The organism is Halorubrum wangae (genome assembly GCF_051194135.1).
Lineage (GTDB): Archaea > Halobacteriota > Halobacteria > Halobacteriales > Haloferacaceae > Halorubrum.
Map to the genome: position 1 here is coordinate 1 of NZ_JBLZNH010000003.1, position 21,404 is coordinate 21,404.

Annotated in this window: 21 protein-coding genes; 10 read left to right on the top strand and 11 right to left on the bottom strand. The window is 66.3% G+C overall.

Annotated elements, in window-relative coordinates:
* Together ACNS84_RS10030 and ACNS84_RS10035 are read right to left on the bottom strand one after the other, a co-directional pair.
* A partial coding sequence (locus tag ACNS84_RS10030; protein ID WP_435074727.1) for a BGTF surface domain-containing protein occupies positions 1–2,348 on the bottom strand: 2,348 nt, incomplete at its 3' end.
* 557 nt (positions 2,349–2,905) lie between these two features.
* Entirely contained in the window at positions 2,906–3,520 is a 615-nt protein-coding gene (locus tag ACNS84_RS10035) for a TetR/AcrR family transcriptional regulator (protein WP_435074728.1), read from the bottom strand.
* Positions 3,521–3,766: 246 nt separating this feature from the next.
* Between ACNS84_RS10035 and ACNS84_RS10040 the strand changes: the two genes are divergently transcribed.
* The 4 genes from ACNS84_RS10040 to ACNS84_RS10055 all read left to right on the top strand — a co-directional run bounded on the left by ACNS84_RS10040 (position 3,767) and on the right by ACNS84_RS10055 (position 8,944).
* Entirely contained in the window at positions 3,767–5,461 is a 1,695-nt protein-coding gene (locus ACNS84_RS10040; protein WP_435074729.1) for a COG1361 S-layer family protein, read from the top strand.
* The gene (locus tag ACNS84_RS10045) at positions 5,462–7,930 is read left to right on the top strand and encodes an efflux RND transporter permease subunit (RefSeq protein WP_435074730.1); all 2,469 of its coding nucleotides are present in this window, start codon (positions 5,462–5,464) and stop codon (positions 7,928–7,930) included.
* 104 nt (positions 7,931–8,034) lie between these two features.
* On the top strand, positions 8,035–8,229 hold the full coding sequence (locus tag ACNS84_RS10050; protein WP_435074731.1) for a ribbon-helix-helix domain-containing protein: 195 nt from the start codon (positions 8,035–8,037) through the stop codon (positions 8,227–8,229).
* Entirely contained in the window at positions 8,222–8,944 is a 723-nt protein-coding gene (locus ACNS84_RS10055) for a queuosine precursor transporter (RefSeq protein WP_435074732.1), read from the top strand. Before ACNS84_RS10050 ends, ACNS84_RS10055 begins: the two co-directional genes overlap by 8 nt.
* 36 nt (positions 8,945–8,980) lie before the next feature.
* Here the strand turns inward: ACNS84_RS10055 and ACNS84_RS10060 are convergent, their stop codons facing one another.
* On the bottom strand, positions 8,981–10,057 hold the full coding sequence (locus ACNS84_RS10060; RefSeq protein ID WP_435074733.1) for a WD40/YVTN/BNR-like repeat-containing protein: 1,077 nt from the start codon (positions 10,055–10,057) through the stop codon (positions 8,981–8,983).
* Positions 10,058–10,138: 81 nt separating this feature from the next.
* Between ACNS84_RS10060 and ACNS84_RS10065 the strand changes: the two genes are divergently transcribed.
* Positions 10,139–10,870: a DUF5781 family protein gene (locus ACNS84_RS10065; protein ID WP_435074734.1), complete on the top strand. Its 732-nt coding sequence runs from the start codon at positions 10,139–10,141 to the stop codon at positions 10,868–10,870.
* A gap of 56 nt (positions 10,871–10,926) precedes the next feature.
* Here ACNS84_RS10065 and ACNS84_RS10070 read toward each other — a convergent pair whose 3' ends face one another.
* A complete protein-coding gene (locus tag ACNS84_RS10070; protein WP_435074735.1) occupies positions 10,927–12,297 on the bottom strand; it encodes a hemolysin family protein in 1,371 nt (456 codons plus the stop codon).
* A gap of 144 nt (positions 12,298–12,441) precedes the next feature.
* Here ACNS84_RS10070 and ACNS84_RS10075 point away from each other — a divergent pair, with 144 nt between their 5' ends.
* The 3 genes from ACNS84_RS10075 to ACNS84_RS10085 all read left to right on the top strand — a co-directional run bounded on the left by ACNS84_RS10075 (position 12,442) and on the right by ACNS84_RS10085 (position 14,018).
* A complete protein-coding gene (locus tag ACNS84_RS10075; RefSeq protein WP_435074736.1) occupies positions 12,442–12,702 on the top strand; it encodes a glutaredoxin family protein in 261 nt (86 codons plus the stop codon).
* A 1-nt stretch (position 12,703) separates the two neighbouring features.
* Positions 12,704–13,213, top strand: coding sequence for a redoxin domain-containing protein (locus tag ACNS84_RS10080; RefSeq protein WP_435074737.1), 510 nt, complete (start codon positions 12,704–12,706; stop codon positions 13,211–13,213).
* A gap of 142 nt (positions 13,214–13,355) precedes the next feature.
* On the top strand, positions 13,356–14,018 hold the full coding sequence (locus ACNS84_RS10085; protein ID WP_435074738.1) for an L-threonylcarbamoyladenylate synthase: 663 nt from the start codon (positions 13,356–13,358) through the stop codon (positions 14,016–14,018).
* Between the two features lie 15 nt (positions 14,019–14,033).
* Here ACNS84_RS10085 and ACNS84_RS10090 read toward each other — a convergent pair whose 3' ends face one another.
* The 3 genes from ACNS84_RS10090 to ACNS84_RS10100 form a co-directional block, all read right to left on the bottom strand.
* A complete protein-coding gene (locus tag ACNS84_RS10090; RefSeq protein ID WP_435074739.1) occupies positions 14,034–14,300 on the bottom strand; it encodes an HAH_0734 family protein in 267 nt (88 codons plus the stop codon).
* Between the two features lie 103 nt (positions 14,301–14,403).
* On the bottom strand, positions 14,404–16,224 hold the full coding sequence (locus ACNS84_RS10095) for a ribosome biogenesis/translation initiation ATPase RLI (protein ID WP_435074740.1): 1,821 nt from the start codon (positions 16,222–16,224) through the stop codon (positions 14,404–14,406).
* A 1-nt stretch (position 16,225) separates the two neighbouring features.
* The gene (locus ACNS84_RS10100) at positions 16,226–16,534 is read right to left on the bottom strand and encodes an EMC6-like membrane protein (protein WP_435074741.1); all 309 of its coding nucleotides are present in this window, start codon (positions 16,532–16,534) and stop codon (positions 16,226–16,228) included.
* A gap of 346 nt (positions 16,535–16,880) precedes the next feature.
* On the opposite strand from ACNS84_RS10100, the gene ACNS84_RS10105 reads away from it, so the two are divergent.
* The gene (locus ACNS84_RS10105) at positions 16,881–17,162 is read left to right on the top strand and encodes an ArsR family transcriptional regulator (protein ID WP_435074742.1); all 282 of its coding nucleotides are present in this window, start codon (positions 16,881–16,883) and stop codon (positions 17,160–17,162) included.
* Between the two features lie 118 nt (positions 17,163–17,280).
* Here the strand turns inward: ACNS84_RS10105 and ACNS84_RS10110 are convergent, their stop codons facing one another.
* A complete protein-coding gene (locus tag ACNS84_RS10110) occupies positions 17,281–17,550 on the bottom strand; it encodes a DUF7536 family protein (RefSeq protein ID WP_496923257.1) in 270 nt (89 codons plus the stop codon).
* Between the two features lie 177 nt (positions 17,551–17,727).
* Positions 17,728–18,567, bottom strand: a complete 840-nt coding sequence (locus tag ACNS84_RS10115; RefSeq protein WP_435074744.1) for a DUF6663 family protein — start codon at positions 18,565–18,567, stop codon at positions 17,728–17,730.
* A 130-nt stretch (positions 18,568–18,697) separates the two neighbouring features.
* On the opposite strand from ACNS84_RS10115, the gene ACNS84_RS10120 reads away from it, so the two are divergent.
* Positions 18,698–19,321: a methyltransferase domain-containing protein gene (locus ACNS84_RS10120; protein ID WP_435074745.1), complete on the top strand. Its 624-nt coding sequence runs from the start codon at positions 18,698–18,700 to the stop codon at positions 19,319–19,321.
* Positions 19,322–19,409: 88 nt separating this feature from the next.
* Here ACNS84_RS10120 and ACNS84_RS10125 read toward each other — a convergent pair whose 3' ends face one another.
* Together ACNS84_RS10125 and ACNS84_RS10130 are read right to left on the bottom strand one after the other, a co-directional pair.
* Positions 19,410–19,946 carry a type IV pilin domain-containing protein gene (locus ACNS84_RS10125; RefSeq protein ID WP_435074746.1) on the bottom strand — a complete coding sequence of 179 codons (537 nt, stop codon included), beginning with the start codon at positions 19,944–19,946 and terminating at the stop codon, positions 19,410–19,412.
* Positions 19,947–20,008: 62 nt separating this feature from the next.
* Positions 20,009–21,268, bottom strand: a complete 1,260-nt coding sequence (locus ACNS84_RS10130) for a DUF7094 domain-containing protein (RefSeq protein ID WP_435074747.1) — start codon at positions 21,266–21,268, stop codon at positions 20,009–20,011.
* Positions 21,269–21,404: the final 136 nt, after the last annotated feature.

Sequence of the window (21,404 nt, forward strand, 5' to 3'; positions counted from 1 at the left end):
GTGTCGATCGAAGCCTCGAACGTGGTGGACTCGCCGCCTGCGAGCGTCACGTCTTCGCTGGCGACCGCTTCACCGTCAACCGTGAACTCGACGGTCTTGGTAGCTTCAGTGTTACCGGTGTTCTCGATCGTCGCCGAGGCGTCGATCGTGTCGCCGGCCGTCACAGTTGCCTCAGCGGGGCTCAGGTCCGAAACCTCGAAGGTCGAGGTTTCCTCAACCTGCTCGACAACCGTACCGTCAGCCTCAACAGCGTCGTTCAGACCAAGCTGCTGGAGACTGAGCGTGAACTCGTTACCAACGGACGTGTCGCTGAAGTCGAATTCAGCTGCCCACGTACCATCGGCAGCGACAGTCACTTCGTCGTTAGTCTTGACGAACGAGGGCTGCGTACCGGTGGCGGAGCGGGCGCGAACAGTGAACTCCGTACCGGGAGCCACGTTCGTCGTACCCGTGATGTTCTGTCCCTCGGTGGGAGTCACCTGAACCGGATCCTGGTCGAAGTCAGCCGTCCGCTCGGCGATGTTAATGTTAGCCGAGACGGTGGTGTACGAGTCTTCGAACTCTTCTTGATCAACATCCTCGTCCGGGTTGAGGAGGCGCTGGTCCTGCACCGTGAACTCAACATCGAACGAGTAATCCTCGTCGTTCTCCAGGTCAAGGTTCGAAGTGTCGAGAACCACGTAGTAGACATCGTTCTCTTCGTCAACAACGACATCGTAATCGCTAGAGTCCGTTAGAGAGACCGTCGTACGGTCTGTGTTCGGTCCTGCGCTCGCGCGCGTCTCGCGGAGCCGGAACTCGATCGCGTTGTCGCCGTTGAGTTCGTTGTAGCTGTTGTTAGCTAGGTACGCGAGCTGCGTGCTCACGTCATCCTCATTGGCAGTGCCGTTCTGAACAGCGTAGTCGAGCGCGCCTTCGAGGCCGCTCGCGCTGATCTGGTGGACACTCGTGTCACCGTGCGCGAAGTCACTCGTCTGCGTCACGGCGCCGTCTTCGACGGCGGTCGTGAGCACATCGAGCTGTTCGTCCTCATCAGCGTCGACGATGTCGCTTGCGGTCGCGTCGGAAGTGGTCCACGTCTGAATACCGTCCGTCGAGCGCTCCTCGATGAACAGCGTCGCGACGTCGTCAGACGAGTCCAGCGTAGTGCTGACGTCACCCGAAGCAGACGACGAGATGTCGTAGTCACCAGTGGCGAGGATGTTATCGAGATCGGTCTCACCATCGAAGGTGATGTCATCATCGTCGTCTCCAGTGTCAACAACGCTGACGGGCTCATCGGCACCAGAGAGGTTACCTGCAGTGTACGTGTTGAACTTCAGCGTGATCTGATCGTCGTCACCGAAGTCGTCAATCGATACATTCGCCTGGTAACCGAAGTCGTCTTCGTTACCGATGACAACTGTTCCGGAATTCGCAGCGCCTTCAGCCGTGACGGTGAATTCAACGTTGTCACCCTGCGCAGTGTTCAGACTGGATTCTTCGATGTTGACGTCACCGTCACCAACATCCTCCACGGTGATGTTGTCCGAATCCGTAGCCGTCGAGTCAACTGAGGAGACTTCGAACTCGTACTCACCGGCGTCAATGTCGGTGAAGTTCAGCGAGTGCGAGGAGTTCTCACCTTGGAAGAGGGTGATGTACCCGTCTTCACTGTTGAGAGCGTAAATAGAGGCGTTCGTACCGTTATTTCGGCGGTAACTAGCGAGATCGTACTCGTCGTAATCACCGTCACCGTCACCGACAGTGTCCGTTACATCGTCGGTGTACTGGTCACTAAAGATGGCTTCGAGATCCTCCTCATCAAGACCACTGGCCTCAACGTTTACAGTGTAATTGTTACGAACATTTGAGGAAATTTCGTAGTCAACGGTTGCGTCATCGCCATCGTTTCCAACCGTGTCCTCGTCGAATTCGGTTGTGAGGTCCTGCACCACAACCTCGAGCCGAATGTCGCTCCCATTCGTCCCGGTGTTGATTGTCTCGCCAGTCGTCTTGTTAGTAATCACGAACTGACCAGCGTTGAGCCCGCCAGTGTCAACGATTGAGTAGTTACCGGTCCCGCTGTCAAGGGCCTGTTGGAGATTGCCGACCTTCGGGTTGTCCCCGCTCGTGTCGACAGTCCGGAGTTCAACGTCCCCGTCAATTCCAGAGACGTTGTACAGTACTTCCTGGCCCTGATACAGCGTCAGACCAGAGGTCGCTTCTGCGTTGCGGTCGTAGTCGTCGGTAGTGTCCGCTGCAGCCACAGGGGCAGCAGCAAAACCAACCGCGACCATGGAAATAACCATGACCGCCGCGAAGAAGACCGCATTGGCCTTCGTACGTGTGTTTGTGTCGTTTGTCATTGTGTGTTGTGTGTTGTCTGCGTCGCGACACCCTGCTTTGTCCCCGTCTTACTCGCCCGGTCGTCGTCGACCAACACTGCTTCGAAGGCGCAGCCGGACTTGACGCGAATTACTCGCGATCGGTATCGCATTTGGATAGGGGTCTGCGTCTTGCTCTATAGGTGGTCAATATATATGCTTTGTGGGGTATTAACGGCATGATAACGAGTCACAATCGGCGTAGAGGCGCTCAGACGGTCGAATTCAAAATGGGGGCTCTCCTGAGGTTTCTGACCGAAATGATTATACACTCTTCGTAACTACGCTGAAATGGACACCTAACATCCCTCAGGCGACGTGGAACAGTTTCTTTGGTAGGGTCTGTCCACGTCGTCTGCGACCTCGGCCGCACGGATGTGCGGCCCGTTTTAAACCGGCTACCTGCCGGTCCGCTTAGCGTTCCCGCCTCGACAGGCAGGGGTTAGAACGCGTCTCGTTCCGGTTAATACGTGTTTAACGCGTTTTCGTGACCGACGCCGCAGCCAGAGTTTACAAGAGAAGAACCGTTCTCGCGCTGCTTACCCGTCCGTGAACAGCCCGTCAACGATGGTCTCGATCAGCGCGTCCTCCACGCGCTCGTACGCCTCATCGCTGTCGGCGCCGATCGGCGCGTTCCGCGAGCGCGCGGTGAACACGAGCGAGACGAACAGTTCGTCGATCAGCTGCGGGTCGTCGTACCGAAACGCGTCGAGTCCTGCCCACCGCGCGGCGAAGGGGAGATTCGAGCCGGTCGCCGCCGGGGAGATCCCCTCATCGCCCTCGGCGTCGGCGATCCGGTCCTGAAACGCCCGGAGCTCCCCGTCGACGATCAGCGAGGAGATGAGGGGGTTCGACCGCACCTCCCGCAGCGTCGTCTTCAGGAGGACGCGCACCTCCTCGCGGGGCGTGTCCGCCGCCGCGACCGCCTCCGCGATCGCCGCCTCCAACTCCTCGCGCTCCGCGACGAGCACCTCGACGTACAACGCCTCCTTCGAGTCGTAAAAACGGTAGAAGGTGCTCGTTCCGATCCCGACCGCGTCTGTCACGTCCTTTATTCGCGTGCGCTCGAAGCCGAACCGCTCGAACAGCTCTCGGCCCGCCGCGACGAGTTCGGCTCGAATTTGCTCGCGCTCCGCGTCGGAGAACCCGCTCATCGCTCGTCCTCATACCCGTCGTCACCGACCGGTCGATAAACGCTCATATCCGGCGCTACGAATTCAAAAACAAAGACGTTATTGATTCGTGGGTTCACGTGTGGATGTGAAACGCGCGGCGGCGACGCCCGGCCCGGTTCGACGCGATCGGCCGACGCGGAGCCGCGACGTCGGCATAACGCCGTATCCGGACCGTCCGACCCCCGATGCGGGGCCGCGGGACGCCGCCGCGACGTTCGATTCAGCATGAGACGCAACACAGTTCTCGTCGTGGTCGTGGTACTGGCGCTGGTAACGAGCGGGACGGCCGGGTTCGCGGCGGGGGCGGGGTCGACCGGCGAGGGAACCGCACGAAGCCTCGACGCGGCCACGGCGACCGCGCCACCGAGCGCAGATGCCGTGACCGCTGGAACGACGCCGCTCCAGACCGACGACGTGTTCGTCCGAGGCGCCCCCGAACTGACCGTGACGACCCCGAGCGCCACGCTCACCCCCGGACAGACAAACCAGCTCACGCTCCAGATTTCGAACAACGGCGACATGGACATCGGCAACGGAGACACGCGTGCGATCGTTACTACTGCGCGTAACGTTCGCGTGACCGCCGACGCCGGCGGCACTCCGATCGACGTCGAGACCGGGACCCTCGCTATCGGATCGGTCACCGAGAACCGCCCAGGAGAGGCGACGCTCGCCGTGAACGTCCCCGAGAACGTCGAGCAGGGCACCTACGAGATCGACGTCGAACTGGAGTACTCGTACACCTACCAGCAGTCCGGCGGCGTCACCATCGACCGCGAGAAGACCGTCGACGCCGAGGTCGACGTGCGGATCTCCGACGACGCCCGGTTCGAGATCGTGAATGTCTCGACCGACGCCCGGATCGGCGGCGCGGGAACGCTGGAGGCCGAGATCGAGAACGTCGGCGCCGACACCGCCCGCGACGCGACCGTCGTCCTCGAGTCCGCGAGCAGCGGTCTCACGTTCGGTGACCGCGCGAGCGACGCCGCTCGGATCGACGAGTTGGCGCCGGGCGAGACGGCGACGGTGACGTACGACGTGGGCTTCGCGCCGGGGGCGCCCGTCCGCCAGTACGCCCTGCGCGGGAGCGTCCAGTTCGAGACGAGCGAGGGGCTACAGCGCGCCGATCAGAGCATCTCCGCCGGCGTGGTCCCCGGCCCCGAACAGCGGTTCTCGGTCGGGAACGTCGAGTCCAACCTCTACGTCGGCGAGGAGGGCGAGATCATCGGGACCGTGACGAACGATGGGCCGAACGAGGCCCGCAACGTCGTCGTGCAGTTCACCGAGGGCTCCGCGAACGTGATCCCGATAGAGCGGTCGGTGGCCGTCGGCACGCTGGCGCCGGGCGAGTCCGGCGAGTTCCGGCTCCCGATCGAGATCGGCGAGGAAGCGAAGGCGATCGATCGCACCGCCGACATCGTGGTGCAGTACCGCAACGCCGAGTTCGAAGCGCGCGCGTACCAGGACCTCGAACTCGTGTACGCGGTCCAGGCGGAGCGCGAGCAGTTCGAACTCGCGGTCGAGGACCGCGAGATCGAGGCGGGCGGCCAGCGCACCCTCGAGGTGACGGTCACGAACAACCTCGACGAGCCGGTCGAGAACGTCGAGGCGCGGCTGTTCGCGGACTCGCCGCTCGACAGCGACGACGACGAGGGATTCGTCGCCGTACTCGAACCGGGCGAGTCGACGACGCTCGCCTTCGACCTGACGGCGTCGGAGTCGGCCACCGCGAAGACGTACCCGGTCTCGTTCGACTTCAGGTACGATGACGCGAACGGAAACAGCCAGCTGTCGGATACGACCCGGATCCCGATCAGCGTCGTCGCGAGCGAGGGCGGGTTCCCGATCGGGCTCGGACTCGGCGCACTGGCCGTCATCGTCGTGCTCGGCGCCGGCGTGTACGCCTACCGGAGACGATAGATGAGTCGAGCGGGCGAGCAGATCGAGGCCGGCGTCTCGTGGCTCAACGAGGTGATCGTCACGCGACCGCGCGTCATCGTCGCGCTGTTCCTCGTGGCCACGGCCATCTTCGCGGGCGGGATGACCGCCGTCGAGACGCAGACCGACGCGACGGGCGGGTTCTCCGAGGACCTCCCCGAACAGGAGGCGCTCGATCAGATCGAGCGGGAGTTCGCCGAGCCGTTCGCGGCCGATCCGGTGAGCACGCAGCTGATCCACGACGGGACGAACGTCCTCGACCGCGAGGAGCTGCTCACGATGCTCCGGCTGTTAGAGCGGCTCGACGAGCGCGAACAGCTCCGGGTCGAGACCGCGAACGGCCCCGCGACTATCGTCGCGCAGGCGCTCGATCCGACGGCGCGGACGCCTACGGCCCAGCGGCGGGCGGTCGAGTCGGCGACCGACACGGAGATCCGGCGGACGGTCCGCCGCCTGAGCGAGAACGAGCAGTTCGCGGCGGTCGTCTCCGACGACTTCAACCCGAACGACGCGTCGGCGTCGACGACCGTCACGGTCCTCGTCCACGACGTCCCGCGAGGATTCGACGACACGCAGGGCCTCCAGACCGACGTACAGGCGATCGCCGAGGACGAGCCGGCGGACGTCCGCGTGTTCGGGAGCGGGATCATCAACGCGGAGACGGGCCAGATCATCGGCGACTCGCTGCTGATCGTCATGCCCATCGTCGTGGTCCTGCTGCTGGGCTTCCTCGTCATCGCCTACCGTGACCCGATCGACTTGGCGCTCGGGCTGTTTTCGCTGTTGATGACGCTGATCTGGACGTTCGGGTTCTTGGGCCTCTCCGGGATCCCCTTCGACCAGCAGCAGATCGCGGTGCCGGTGTTGCTGCTCGCGGTCGGCGTCGACTTCGGGATCCACTTCGTCAACCGCTACCGCGAGGAGACGGTGAAGGGATACGACGCCGTGCCCGCGATGCGGATCGCGGCGAACCAGCTGGCGATCGCGTTCGTCATCGTCACCGTCACCGCGGTGTTCGGTTTCGGCGCGAACGTCATCTCCGATCTGGATCCGATCCGAAACCTCGGGCTCGTCTCGGCGGTCGGGATCGTGTTCACGTTCCTGATATTCGGACTGTTCCTCCCGGCGGCGAAGCTCGAAATCGACCGACTCCGCGAGCGGTACGGCGTCCCCGAGTTCGGCTCGACGCCGATCGCCTCGGAGGGGTCCGCGCTCGGCCGTCTGCTGTCCGTCTCCGTGACCGTCGGCGAGCGCGCGCCCGCGGTGTTCATCGTGATTCTGGTCGTCGCCTCCGCCGGACTCGGCGCGTACGGCGCGGGCATCGACACGACGTTCGAGCAGGAGGACTTCCTCCCGCCCGAGGAGGAGCCGGGATACGTCGAGTACATCCCGGCGCCGTTCGCTCCGGGCGAGTACACCGTTACCGAGACGCTGAGCCTGCTCGAAGACAACTTCGCGGCGAGTCAGGACGCCACCATAACGATATTCGTCGAAGGATCGTTACGCGAGGACCACGCGCTCGAAGCGCTCGCCGAGCCCAACGCCAATCCCCCTGAGACGCTCGCCGTCGGCCCGAATGGTGGCGCGGAGACGACGAGCATCGTGACAGTGATCCGGTCGCACGCCGCGACCGACGAGGAGTTCGCGGCGCTGGTCGCGCGGAACGACCGGAACGGCAACGGGATCCCCGACCGCAACCTCGGCCGGATCTACGCGGAGCTGTTCGACTCGCCGGCGGGCGAGCGAGCCTCCCAGTACATCACCGACGACAGACGGGGCGCGCAGATCGAGTACACCGTCGAGAGCGGGGCCACCCAGAGTGAGATCGCCGCGGACGCGTCACAGCAGGCGGAGCGGTTCCGCTACGCGGCCACCGCGACCGGCCAGATCGTCGTCTTCGACGCGATCACGGGGATCATCTTCCAGTCCGCGATCCAGGGGCTCATCCTCGCAGTGGTGTTGACCGGGGTGTTCCTCGTCATCACCTACGGCATCCTGGAAGGAATGCCCCTGCTCGGGATCGTGAACGTGTTCCCGATCGTGATCGCCGTGGCGTCGCTCGTGGGGACGATGCGGCTACTCGGGCTCCCGCTCAACGCCCTGACGGCGACGATCCTCTCTATCGCGATCGGGATCGGGATCGCCTACTCGGTCCACATCACGGCCCGGTTCATCGACGAGTTCAAAGAGAGCGACGACGTCGCCGCCTCGCTCCGCACGACCCTGACCGGCACCGGCGGCGCGCTCACCGGCAGCATGCTCACGACGGCGCTCGGAACTGGCGCGCTGGCGCTCGCCATCACGCCCGTCCTCGGCGACTTCGGGCTGTTGATCGCGCTGAGTGTCATCTACTCGTTCGTCCTCTCGGTGGTGGCGCTCCCGCCCGCGCTGTTCCTGTGGGACCGGTTCCAGAACCGTGGCTCCCGCGTCGGCCGCGCGGCCGAGGCGTAGCCCGCGACCTGCCACGACGGCGCGGGGCCGTGACGGCGACGAGGGGCGCTCCGGCCGGCCCTCGATTACGAACGCTCTTGTGAGTCCGCAGGCGACGGCTCGGTATGCCGAAGATAAGCGTCGAGATACCGGGCGAACTGCTCGACGACCTCGACGGGCACGTGGGCGACGACGGGAAGTTCGTGAACCGCAGCGACGCCGTCCGCGCGTCCGTCCGCAAGACGCTCGATCTGCTCGACGAGATCGACGCGCGTCACGACCGACTCGATTCCGCCGACGGCGAGGCGAGCGATGAGTAGCCGAGCGAAACCCGCCGGGACCGACGGCCCGTTCGCGACCGACCCTCTCGACCGGTCGGCGGTGGCGGCGGTCGGGCTGATCACCCTGTTCGTCGTCGCGCTCGTGACGGCGCAGCTCACCGCCGCGAAGGTGCTCGCGCTCCCGCTCCCGTTCGCCCTCCCTATCGTCGGTCCCGAGATCGTTCTGCCGGGCGCCGCGCTCGCGTACGCGCTCACCTTCCTTGCGTCTGACTGTTACGCGGAGCTGTACGGCCGGCGCGCGACGCAGGTGGTCGTCAACGTCGCGTTCCTCGCGAACTTCCTCGTGCTCGCGTTGGTGTGGTCCACCCTCGCCGCGCCGGGCGTGAACCCCGAGGTCTCGGCCGCGTTCGACACCGCGCTCGGCCCCGCGGCGAACATCGTCGCCGGAAGCCTGCTGGCGTACGTCGTGAGCCAGAACTGGGACGTGTTCGTCTTCCACGCGATCCGCGACCGCACCGGTGAGCGCCTGCTGTGGCTGCGCAACATCGCCTCCACCGCCACGAGCCAAGCGCTCGACACCGCCATTTTCGTCGGCGTTGCGTTCTACGCCGCGCCGCTGGCGCTGGGGAACGGCGACCCCGGATCGCTGCGTCTCCTGCTCGCGCTCGGAGTCGGCCAGTACCTCCTCAAACTCGCAATCGCCGTCCTCGACACGCCGGTCGTCTACCTCGTCGTGGGCGCGGTTCGCGAGTGAGCGGCCCCAGCCTCTCCGACGCCTCCACCTCGCCCGTCAGTCGCCGGCGACCGCCAGCGCCCGCGCGGCGTGATCGGGGAGGTCCGCCGGCACGCGCTCGAAGGAGCCGCCGGCGTCGTCGGTCCGGTACAGTCCTGCGTTGTGAAGCGCCCAGACCTCGCCGGCGGCGCGTCCGCTCGTGAGGACCGCCCGGTAGGTCCCCTCGCCCGTGGGGATACCCCGGTCGTCGAGTCGCTCGAAGCGCGGGGCCGGGGACTGACCGCCGTCCTCTCGGTTCCCGTCGTTCCGGCCCGTCGTCCGCCGGTAGAGGTATGCCTCGCCGCGGCGGTGGGCCGCCATCGCGCCCGACGCCGCACTCACGAGGACCGTCTCCGGGTCACCCGGATCGACCGCGATCCCCCAGACGTAGCCGTGATCGAGCCCCGCGTCGACGACGCGCCACGACTCGCCTCGGTCGCGGCTCTCGGCGAACCCGTCTCCAGCGGCGGCGTACACCCGGTCGGGCGCGTCCGGATGCGTCGCGAGCGCGTGGTTGTCACGTCGGGAGCCGTCCGGCCGGTCGACCCACGTCTCCCCGTCGTCCGGCGTGACGAGGAGCGCCCCCGCCTCGACGCCGACGAACCACCGCTCCGGGTCGGCGGGACAGGGCTCGATCCATCGGACGTGGTGGGTGTCAGGACGCGGGGGGAACGACCATTCGGAGGCGGAGGGGGCGTCGGTCAGTCCCTCGACCGGGTCGACCGTCTCCCCCCCGTCGGTCGACCGATAGACCCGCGAGGGCTCCGTACCCATCCAGACGACGGACGGGTCGTGCGGGCTCGTCGCGACCGCGGTGACTGCGTCCGGACCCGACCCGCCCGGACCGAGCGTCTCGGCGGCAACTCGCTCGAACGTCTCCCCGCCGTCGACTGAGCGGAACAAGCCGGCGTCGAAGGTTCCGACGAGCAGGCGGGCATCGGCGGCCGCGGAATGGATCGCGTCGCTCCGCTCGTCGCCGGGCACGACCGAGAGGCACTCGACCGCGCGGTCCGCCAGTCGGACGGAGACGTCGCCCGTCTCGGTGTCGACGACTCGAAGTCCGTCGTCGTAAGCCGCGTAGAGGCGTGCGCACATTGTTGGGAGGTCGGCGCCCAGCGGCAAAAGCCTTCGAGGGCCGCAAGAGCCTTATTGACCGCCACCATGTGAAAGATAAGCATGGATCTTCGCGTGCAGGGTGATGTTCCCCCCGATCCGTTTCTCGGCGCCGCCGACCTGTTCGAGACCGAGTGCTCGCTCGCCGACCCCGTCCACGTGAAGGTGCGCGAGGACCCCGACGAGCGGACGTGGGCCGGCCACTACGACGGCTACCACGTCCTCAACGTCTCGAAGCGCGCCGCCACCAGCGCGATGGCCCGGGAGCTGGCAGTCCACGAGCTCTCGCACATGGCCCGCTACGAGGAGGGCCACGCGTCCCACGTGCAGTCGACAGAGGAGGCGTTATACCTCGGGCTCGCCGGCGAGCGCGTCGAGCGCCGCAAGCTCGCTCACTGCTACCAGATAGCAAATCACATGAAGGACATCTACGCCGACGACATCACGCTCTCCGTCGCGCCCGCCGACAAGCTCCTCGGCTTCTTGGAGTCCACCCTCGCGGCCGCGATCGCCGACCGCCCCGTCATCTCGCGGGACGGCTCCCCGCCCGTGACCGCCGTCGCCGACCCGGAGATAACCGCGGTCAACGCCGCGTTCGCCCTCGCCTTGGTCGAGCGCCACGACATTGCCGGTCCGGATCACCGGATCTACGACCTCGCGCGCGCCGCGGGGAGCGACACCGACGCGGTCGACGTGGACGCCTTCAAGCAGCGCTTCCTCGCGCTCGGCCCAGACCCGACCGAGAGTGATTACCGGAAGGCACTCGTCGGCGCCGCGCGGGCGTACGCGGTGTGAGATAGGGGTCGGCGAGTCGTCTTCGCACCGCGGACGAAGCTGTGGTATAACCCCGTCTACGCCGCGTCGTCGGTCGGCGTCTCGGCCTCTCCGACCTCACCGTCACCGCCGTCCTCGACGTCCAGAACCGTCACGCGCGCCGACATGATTCGGGTGTTGTCCACGCGCTCGATGCGGATGCGGACCCCGTCGAACTCGATCTCCTCGCCCTCCTCGACGAGCCGACCGGCGCGGTTGAACACGAAGCCGGCGAGTGTCTCGAACTCCTCTCCCTCGGGGAGATCGATCCCGAGAATCTCGTTGACCTCGTCGATGTTCACCTCGCCCTGAACGACCGCGACGTTCTCCTCCAAGAACTCGACGGGTGCCTCCTCGTCGCCTTCCAGGATTTCGCCGACAATCTCCTCGACCATGTCTTCCAGGGTGATGATCCCCTCGGTGGTGCCGAACTCGTCGATGACGGTGACCATCTGGAGGCGGTTGTCCTGCATCTCCGCGAGCAGTTCGTCGGCGTTCTTCGACTCGGGGACGTGCAGCGTCGGCTTCACCACCCGTTCTAAGGAGGGTTCACCCTCGGAGTAGCGCAGTTCGCGGACCAGGTCGCGCACGGTCACCACCCCGATGATGTTGTCGAGGTTCCCCTCGTAGACGGGGACGCGCTCGTGGTCGGCCTGAATACAGGTCTCGATCGCCTCCTCGACGGATTGTTCTTTCGCGACCGCGGTGACGTCGAGCCGGGGCGTCATCACCTCCTTGGCGATGGTGTTGTTGAACCGGAAGATGCGGTCGAGCATCTCCCGTTCCTCCTCCTCGATGACGCCTTCGCGCTCGCCCGTCTCGATGATGTCTTGGATCTCGTCGCGAGTGACGTACGTCGACTCGATTGCCGCCGACCCGCCGATGATACTGTTGACGCCCTTCACGATGTAGTCGAACAGCACCACGAGCGGATACAGCGCGTACTCCGAGAGCTTCAGCGGCCGTGCGATCTTGAGCGCCCACGACTCGGTGTGCTCGACGGCGTACGACTTGGGTGCACTCTCGCCGAAGATCAACACCAGGGTCGTGATCCCGAACGTCGTCGCCAAGACGGACTGCCCGCTGGAGAGATAGAAACCGAACAGCGCGGTCGCGATGGAGGTCATCGCGACGTTGGCGATGTTGTTGCCGACGAGGATCGTCACCAGCAGCCGGTGCGGGTTCTCCTTCATGTCGCGGATCGTCTTCGCGCCGCGGACGCCCTCGTCGACGAGACTGTCCACGCGGTGTTGCGGCAGCGAGAACATCGCGATCTCCGACGAAGAGAAGAACGCGGAGAGGCCGATCAGCGTAATGATGGCGAGAACGCCGAGAACCGTCACCGCGTTCTCCCCCGGCAGCGGCAGCTGTAGCAGATCGGCCGGCAGCGTGCTCGACGACAAGCCCATGTACAGTCGACATCCGTCGGCTGATGGTTAAAGGATTACTTTCGACCGTTCGACTGGTGACCCAACGAATCGAGAGCGGGGTCCGGTGGTACAGGGCGTGCCGCGGCCGACACGATTACACGTCCCGCGGTCGAAGCCTAGCGCATGACGAAGCCACAGATCACCCTGTACAGACTGCAGGCGTGCCCCTACTGCGAGCGCGTCGTCCGGACGCTCGACCGGTTCGGACTGGAGTACCGGTCCCGATACGTCGAGCCGATGCACTCGGAGCGAAACGTCGTCAAGCGCGTCTCCGGCGCCCGAAGCGTCCCGGCGATCGTCGACCGCGAAACCGGCGTGACGATGTCCGAGAGTGCGAATATCGTGGAGTATCTGGAAGGAACGTACGGCGAAGGGGGTGCCTGAGATGCCCGACTTCGACGTCGTGAGCCTGCCCGAGACGGACCACGTCGACGAGGGCGACACGGCGCCCGACTTCACCCGTCCGCTGGTGAACGAGGAGTACTGGGAAGACCGGGCGCTCTCCGATGTCGTCGAAGGGCCGACGCTCCTCGTCTTCCACCCGATGGACGGTACGTTCCAGGGGACGTACCTGTACAACACGATAGACGACCACGGCTGGGCCGACGACCTCGACGTGCTGGGATTGTCGATCTCGACGCCGTACGCCCACAAGCGCTTGATTGCTGACCGCGGCGACGGTGTGCGAATCTTCTCGGACCCCGGTGCGGGCGTGATCGAGGCGTACGGCGTCGCTCACGACATCGACGGAATGACCGGGATCACCGAGTCGCGTCCGGCCGTGTTCCTCCTCGACGACGACTGCACCGTCGAGTACGCGTGGGTCGCGAGCGAGCATCCCGAGTTCCCCGACGCCGACGCGATCGACGACGCGATCGACCAGCTCGTCGACTGAGCCCGCTGATCGGACCGCTCGTCGATCGGGACGCTCGTCGATCCGCCGTCGACCGACGCCGACTTCCGCCTCGACGGCCCGCCGTGCGACGGCACCGCCGATACGCGTCATCCTTTTTTAAACGGCGACCGAACAAACGGACGTGAGAGACGACACCGACGACGGGACGCCTCGTTCTGGATCCGAGCCGGACCCCGGACGCGACGCCGCGAGCCGCCGAGACGACGTTCGGCGCGCGGCCGCGGCGGTCGCCGACGGCGAGCTCGTCGTCTACCCGACGGAGACGGTGTACGGGCTCGGTGGCGATGCGCTCGACCCCGACGCCGTCGAACGCGTGTTCGCCCTGAAGCGTCGCGATCGATCGAATCCGCTCTCGCTCGGCGTCGCGAGCGTCGACCGCGCGCTCCGGTACGCCCGGCCCACGGAGTTCGCGGTCGCGTTCGCTCGGGCGTTCCTCCCCGGGCCCGTGACCGTCATCGTCGAGCGCGGCGACGCGGTCCCCGACGCGCTCACCGCCGGCAGCGACCGGGTCGGCCTCCGCGTGCCGGATCACGACCTCGCGCGGGCGCTCCTCCGTGAGACCGGGCCCCTGACCGCAACGAGCGCGAACATCTCCGGAACCGGGAGCGTCACCGACCTCACCGATCTCGACGATCGGATCCGCGACGGCGTCGGTGCGGTGATCGACGACGGCGAGACGCCCGGCACAGAGAGCACCGTCGTCGACCCGGAGGCGAGAACGATCCACCGCCGGGGCGCGATGGCCGGCGCTATCGAGGCGTGGCTTGACGATCCGCCGGTATAAAAGGAGAGAGCGGCTTCAGACGGCCAGTTCGCCCTTCTCGCTCAGGACCTCTATCTCCTCGGCGTCGACCGCGTCGACGTCGAGCCAGTGGGGGACGTACTCGCGCTTGTCGTACGCCTCGCGTTCGTCCTCGCTACCGACCGTACACCAGAGCTGAGGCTCGTCCGGGCCGTGCCAGCCGCCCTGCACGTTGATACCGAAGCAGACCAGCTCCTCGCCGTCGTACTGGATCACCGCATCCCGCCGGATTCCGGGGTCGCCGCGAATGATGAGGTGTTGCATACCCCGTCGTTTGCGGGTTCCGTGCTTAATCGCTTCGATACGGTCGATCGACCGCGGGAACGCGCCGTGGCCGTGGGCGGTCGACCGCCGAAAAGAGGTCTCGTCAGCCGGAGTAGTAGTACTCGCCGTCGCGTTTCTGCTTGCTGTCGAGCTGCGATCCCGGCTTGTTGATCCGGGGACGTCCGGTGCGCTCGTCGCGACGGAAGGTGATGTCGAGGTCGGAGAGGAACTCGTTCATGCCGTCGCGCATGTCCTGCGGCGGCGTGGCTCGACCGCGCTCGGCCGGCTCGCCGTCGAACACCATCAGGCGATCGGCCAGCAGGTCGATCATGTAGATGTCGTGGTCGATCACCATCACGGTCGCGTCGTGGTTCTCGGCGTACCGACGGATGGCCGTCGTCGCGCGGACGCGCTGTTCGACGTCGAGGTGGGCGGAGGGTTCGTCGAGCAGGTACAGGTCGGCGTCCTTCGAGAGGCACGCCGCGATAGCGACGCGCTGGCGCTCCCCGCCCGACAGGTCGGAGAGGTTCTGCTCCATGATCCGCTCTAACTGGAGCGGCTGGGCGACTTCCGTGTTCCAGTAGGAGCTGCCGAACTCGTCGGTGATAGACGAGAGGAACGCGTCGACGCGCATCGGCTGGTCGATCTCGATGTACTGCGGCTTGTACGCGATGTCGAGCGCGAAGTCGAGCGACCCCTCGTCGGGCTCCAGCGAGCCCGCGAACAGCTTCGCGAGTGTCGACTTCCCGATCCCGTTCGGGCCGACGACGCCGAGCACCTCGGATCGGTTGATCGCGCCGGCCTCCACCTGAAGCTCGAACTCGCCGTCGCCGTACGACTTCGAGAGATCGGGGTACTCGATCAGGGTCTCACTCCGGGAGGCGACGCGGGGGGCGTGCTCCTCGAAAGTGATGGCAGAGGGGCGGATCCTCATGTTCTCGTTGTCGAGATACCCCTTCAGGTACTCGTTGATCCCGTTGCGGACCGACTTGGGGTCGGTGATGACCCCGTACGCGCCCGGCTCCCCGTACGCGACGTGGAGGGTGTCGGCGAGCAGGTCGAGGATGGCGAGGTCGTGCTCAACGACGAGCATCGAGCGCTCGGCGTCGTCGTCGTCGGCCAGTTCGCGGATGAGTCGGGCGACGATCATTCGCTGGCCGATGTCGAGGTAGGGCGTGATCTCGTCGAGGAAGTAGAAGTCTGCGTCGCGGGCCAGACACGCCGCGATGGCGACGCGCTGGAGCTCCCCGCCGGAGATGGAGTCGATGTCCTGGTCCATCACCGGACCGATGTTGAGCCGCTCGATCAGCTCGTCGAGCGCGCCGCGCTCGTCGGTGCGCGCCAACAGCTCACGGGTGTTGCCGTCGAACTGCTTGGGGATCTGGTCGACGTACTGCGGCTTTCGGGAGACGCTCACGTCGCCCTCCTTCAGCGATTTGAGGTAGTTCTGTAAGCCCGTCCCGCGGAAGCGGTCGAGCACGCGGTCCCAGTCGGCGTCCGACTCGTGGTCGCCGAGGTTCGGGATCATCTCTCCGGCGAGCCCGTGGACCGCCGTCGACTTCCCGATCCCGTTCGGGCCGAGGATGCCGGTAACGTTGCCCGGCTCCGGGGTCGGGAGCCCGTACAGCGAGAACGCGTTCTCGCCGTAGCGGTGGACGGGCTCCTCGTCAAGTTCCGAGGGGAGATTGATTATCTCGATCGCGTCGAATGGACACTTCTCGACGCAGATCCCGCAGGTTTCGCCGAGACAGATATCCTCGGAGATGTGGATCTGGTCCGGGTCGCCCTCGACCGTGTCCGGACCGCGCTCGGTGATGCACTCCTTTCCCGTCCGGTTCGGCGGACAGTAGTTCGCGCACTCGTAGTTACAGCGGTCGGGCTGGCACCGGTCCAAGTCGACCACGGCGATGCTGTCGTCCGCCATCTCACGCCACCAGTTGCACGCCTGACGTCGCCAGCACCGTGTAACTAATGAACCACAGCGTGAACGTCAGGAACGCTACGTAGAGGTTGTCTTTGACGCCGAAGTCGCCGACGCCGATGATCTTGTACAGCGGGAACTGGGCGAGCACGAACGCGCCGAGGACCAGCACGATCGTGGTGCTCTGGGCGGCGGCCACGTCGGTGCCCACGTAGGCGGCCGAGACGACGCCGGCGGCGATCCCCGCCAGACTACAGATCGTCGTGACGACCACGCTCCGGGTGTGGCCGGTTATGCCCGAGTCGTCGCTCATACAAACGGATCCGCGAGCGCCCGTGAAAAGCCGTTCGTTCCGCCGGTCGAGCGATCGAGCGGACGTACCGAACGCAGTCGACGCGCCGGACGCGATGGGCGGGCGGACGCCCGGTCGCGTCGGACGACCCGAACCGTGTCGGTCGATTCGGTTTGAACGGACAGACGAAGAGCGCGCGCGAGCCGAATCGCTGACTGACTGGTCAGTCGATCGGGCAGTCTGCGGAAAATACTGCCGCATCTTGCCGCATATACCAGCAATAAATGCCGTATTCTTGGTGAAAATGCCGAGATTGAGGGAGTCAGCCATCAACATTTATCACGGTGTGCGGTTTCGGATCGTAACAATGGAAGCATCCCAAACGGAGGGGCTCGACGACCTCCCGCCGAGCGCTAAACTCGTTTTCAAAGTGCTCGAGTACAACGGCCCGCTGACGCAGAAGGGCATCGTGGAGGAGTCGATGCTGTCGGCACGAACCGTCCGGTACGCCCTCGAGCGACTGGAGGGGATCGACGTCGTCGACGAGGACGTCTACTTCGCGGATGCCAGACAGAACCTCTACAAGCTCACCGAACCCGCACAGGAGTTCACCGGCGAGGAGAGCGACGCCTCCTGCACCGCCGACTGAATCCGATCCCGACCGCTTCGCCCTCCGTACCCTCCTGATCGGTTGCGCCGACGAAACGGACTGTCGAACTTACGCTGTCGATGTCGGTTCCGCGACCGCGGTATCGGCGTCCATCTGCTCACTCCGCGGGCGCGTCGCCGGCGCCCCGCACAGCCTCCGCAATCGTGAGCACGATGGCGACGAGCAGGGCGGATGTGGCCGCCAGCACGAACGCCAGGAACAGGAACCAGACGTCGGGCCCGAACAGCGGATACTCTCGGGTGTCGATCACGGGGCCCAGCAGTTCGAGGGCCCGAACGAGATACAGGAGGAGCGCGAGGCCCACGCCGGCGACGAGACCGATCCGGACGTTCCGATAGAACGCCAGCGACTCGAGGAGGATGAGCATCGGGGGCTTGGTCGAACTGTCGTCGGTCACGGGGAGCCGTAGTGGCCCGGCGCGCAAAGAGCCTCCGGAACCGCGTGAATTCCGGTCATCGCCACCGTTCGCAACGACGAGACGCACGACGGGCGAGTCGACTCGAGCGGGGACTGGCTATAATCGCGGTGAGCGTCGGAAAGGAGGTTACAGACGGTCGAGGGCGTCGAATCCGCCCTCGTCGTCGTTGTCTCGACCGTCATCGTCGTCGTCCCGACCGTCGTCCGCTTTCGCCGCCTCGAACTCGCCGGCTTCCAGGCCCGCCGCCAGTCCGGGACCGATGTCGTACGTGTCCCGGACCGTCTGTGCCAGCACGCCGTCGCGGTCGAAGACGACGTACACGGCAACGAAGTCGTGGGCAGCGGGTCGCAGCACGAACACCTCCCGGGGCCGGTCGTCTTCGCGGGACTCGTTGACGCGCGCGACGAGTGGCTCGATCGGGAGCCGCCCCGCCCGGAGGTCCGCGAAGGCGTCGCCGCCGGGCGCGTCGGCGAACAGGTACAACGCGCCGTTCGGCTCGCCGTCGTTCGATCGGGTCGTTATCGAGCCGACGGCCTCCCCCTCGGCGCGGATCCGGTCCCACGTCTCCACCGCCGCCTCGAACATCCCCTCGACGTCGTCCACGAACCGGAATCGGCTCTCACGGACGACGTCGACGTCGACGAGCCGTGCGGAGGCGTCCGTCCACGCCAACGTCGCGTCGACGACGTAGCCGGGCTCCAGCGACGCCACCCGCTCGGCGAGGTCTCCCTCGTACCCCTCGGCAGTGGCGTACAGAGGGTCGAACTGCTCCGCGGCGTCGGGCGCCGTCGGGTCGACGGGGCCGTCGGGGAGTTCGACGAGGACGAACTCCTCCGGAGCGTCGTCGGTCGCCTCGTCGCTCGCGGCGTCCACGGATTCCTCGGTGCCGTCGACGGAGCCGCTCTCGATCTCCGGTCGCGGCCGCCGGTCGTGCACGCGAAACCGGCCGGTCGTCGTCGGGTCCATACCCGTGGATCGGCCGGCGGCCGGATAAGCGGGTCGGACCGGGTCGACGGCGCCAGTACTGGCATCGAGCCGTCCCGCCGCAGTAGCGGATCCGTGTCGTTATGGGGCGGGCGGACCTACGGAACGGCAAATGGGGATCCTCGAGAACAAGTCGAACGCCCGCCTGTTCTACAAGTACCTCTCGAAGGTGTATGACCAGGTCAACCGGTTCAACTGGACCGAGGAGATGCGCTCGGAGGCGCTCTCCTGGCTGGAGTTCGGCGACGACCCGAAAGTGCTCGACGTGGGGTGCGGAACCGGGTTCGGTACCGAGGGACTGATCGAACACGCCGACGACGTCCACGGACTCGACCAGAGCGTGCACCAGATGGAGAAGGCGTTCGAGAAGTTCGGTAAACACGACCGGGTGAACTTCTACCGCGGCGACGCCGAGCGCCTCCCCTTCCGCGACGACACCTTCGACGTCGTCTGGTCGTCGGGCTCGATCGAATACTGGCCGAACCCCGTCGAGGGCCTCCGCGAACTGCGCCGCGTCGCGAAGCCGGGCGGACAGGTGCTCGTCGTCGGTCCCGACTACCCGCACAACCGCGTCCTCCAGCGAGTCGCCGATGCGATCATGCTGTTCTACGACGAGGAGGAGGCCGACCGGATGTTCGAGGCGGCTGGGTACGAAGCGTTCGACCACCACATCCAGCAGGCGTCACCGCGGAGCCCACGGGCGATCACGACGGTGGCACAGGTCCCCGAGGAGTAGCTCGCGCGGACGGCGGGAGGCGTCGGCCGCTCCGATCTCTCGAACCGCTTCTCTCCTTCGGACCGCTCGCCGCTTTCGGGCCACTCGTCTACGTCGGCTTGACGACCGTCTCCAGCGTCGCAACCGGTCGTCCGTCGACCGAGAGTTCGACGACGACCGTGCGGCCCGGTTTGAGGACCGGGTCGTTCGTGCCGGCGACCCTGAACGACACCGACTCGCCGACGCGCCACTCGTCGTCGCTGGCGGCGTTGAACGCGCCGGTCGGCCCCGGTCTGAACCCCGTCGCCGAGAAGAACGGAACCGGCGGCTGGCGAGCGAGCGGTTCATCGTCGACGGTGACGCGAACGGCCAACTCGCTCGCGTTGAGGGCGTCGCCGCCGCGGTGCGAGAGCGCGATCCGGTCCTCGGTCGCCGACAGCGACAGCGACGTCGTCGGCGCCGGCTCGACGGTGTCGGCGGGCGCGCCGAGCGCGACGGTGACGACGCCGCCGGCGAGGACGACGGTGATCGCGAGCAGGAGGACCCCGGCGACCGGGGCGAGCGCTCGGTCGGAGCGGTGGCCCGCGTCCGGGGCGTTCCGAGGCGACGGTGAACGTGAGGGCGGCGGTGAGCGATCGAGAGGCATGGGGCGACTGGTCGCGGTATCGGATAAAAAGCCGAGGGCGAGCGATGCCGTTCGTCGCCGCGCTACTCGTCGTCGACGAGCCGGGGTGTCGCGATGGGGCTCAGTTCGTCGATGACGACGACGCGCGGCTCGTCGACGACGGTGATGCGGTACGACTCCGCCGGCGAGAGCGTCCTGACGACCCCGTCGGCGTTCGTGGCGCCGATCGCTCTGCTGTCGCCGTCGCCGACGCTTTTGGTGACGGTGATGTCCGAGGCGGGTTCGCCCGTCTCCTCGTCGCGGACGGTCACGATCACCGGTCCGCCGGCGTAGCTCCGTTCGACGGAGACGTTGAATCCGTCTCCGCTCTCGACGACCCGCTCGGTGTCGGGGAACGTGTCGAGGTCGATTCGCTGGTGCTCGACGAACACCTGTTCCGTCCCGCCGCTCACGAAGGTTCGGAGCGTTCCGTAGTCGTGCGGGATGGTGATCCGCTGGACCGCGCCAGCCCCGAACGCGTCGGGCTCCCGAAGCGCCGCCGTTTCGGGGTACGACGCCGTCGTCACGTTTATCGCGGCGTCGTTGCTGATTGGGCCACCGCCGCGGTCCCAGCGGTCGTTGCGGAACGTCTCGCGGACGTACTGGCCGTCGATGATCGTGGCTAGCGTCACAGAGTCCTCGGTCGACTCCACGTGAATCTCGGCCGCCGAGACCTCCCCGCGAGCGGTCGAGAGCGAGAGGTCGCGGACGGGGCCCTCGTACACCTGAAGGGCGACCTGAAGCTCGTCGAGCCGCGTCGGGGAGCTGAAGCCGTCGGTCTCCTCGGCGAGTGCGTCGATCACCTCGAGCCGCTCGTCGTACTCGCGGGCGGTGGCGGAGATGCGGACCAACTCGTCGAGGAGCGCTCGGTCGGAGAGGTTGCCCGATGCGTGCGCGTTGAATACTGCCGACTGGCGGCTGTGGAGGCTCACTTCGTCGCGCTCGACGCGGCTGAGCGCCGCGAGGATCAGCTGTTGCCGCTCCGTGCTCGTCTCTGCGCTCTCGATCCGGTCGACGACGGCCGCGGTTTCGATGGCGGCGCCGGTGTCGTCGACCGAGAAGGAGAGCGCCGGTCCGAGGTTCGCACCGCGGGAGGCGCTGCCGACTCTCGCGTCTGCCTCCGCGGGCGCGGAAAGCGTTCTGAAGGTGAGGCTCGACGTATCGACCTGTGAAACGCCGGTTTGCGGCTGGACCGGTTCGGGAGCCTCGACGGCGGGCGGCGATCCGGACCCAGCAACGGGGCCTGTCGTCCCCGCGACCGGAACGAGCAATAGGATCGCGACGACGACGGGGAGGGCTCTCATCACGCGGTCGTTCGCGTCCCGGTATGAAAAACCCACCTCAACGCCGTCGCGTCGAACGGCGACGAGGCGTCGTCGGAGCGGTCGATGCGTGCGCCGGACCAAAGGAACCGACCGAGGAGCGCGTTATTTCGGTCGG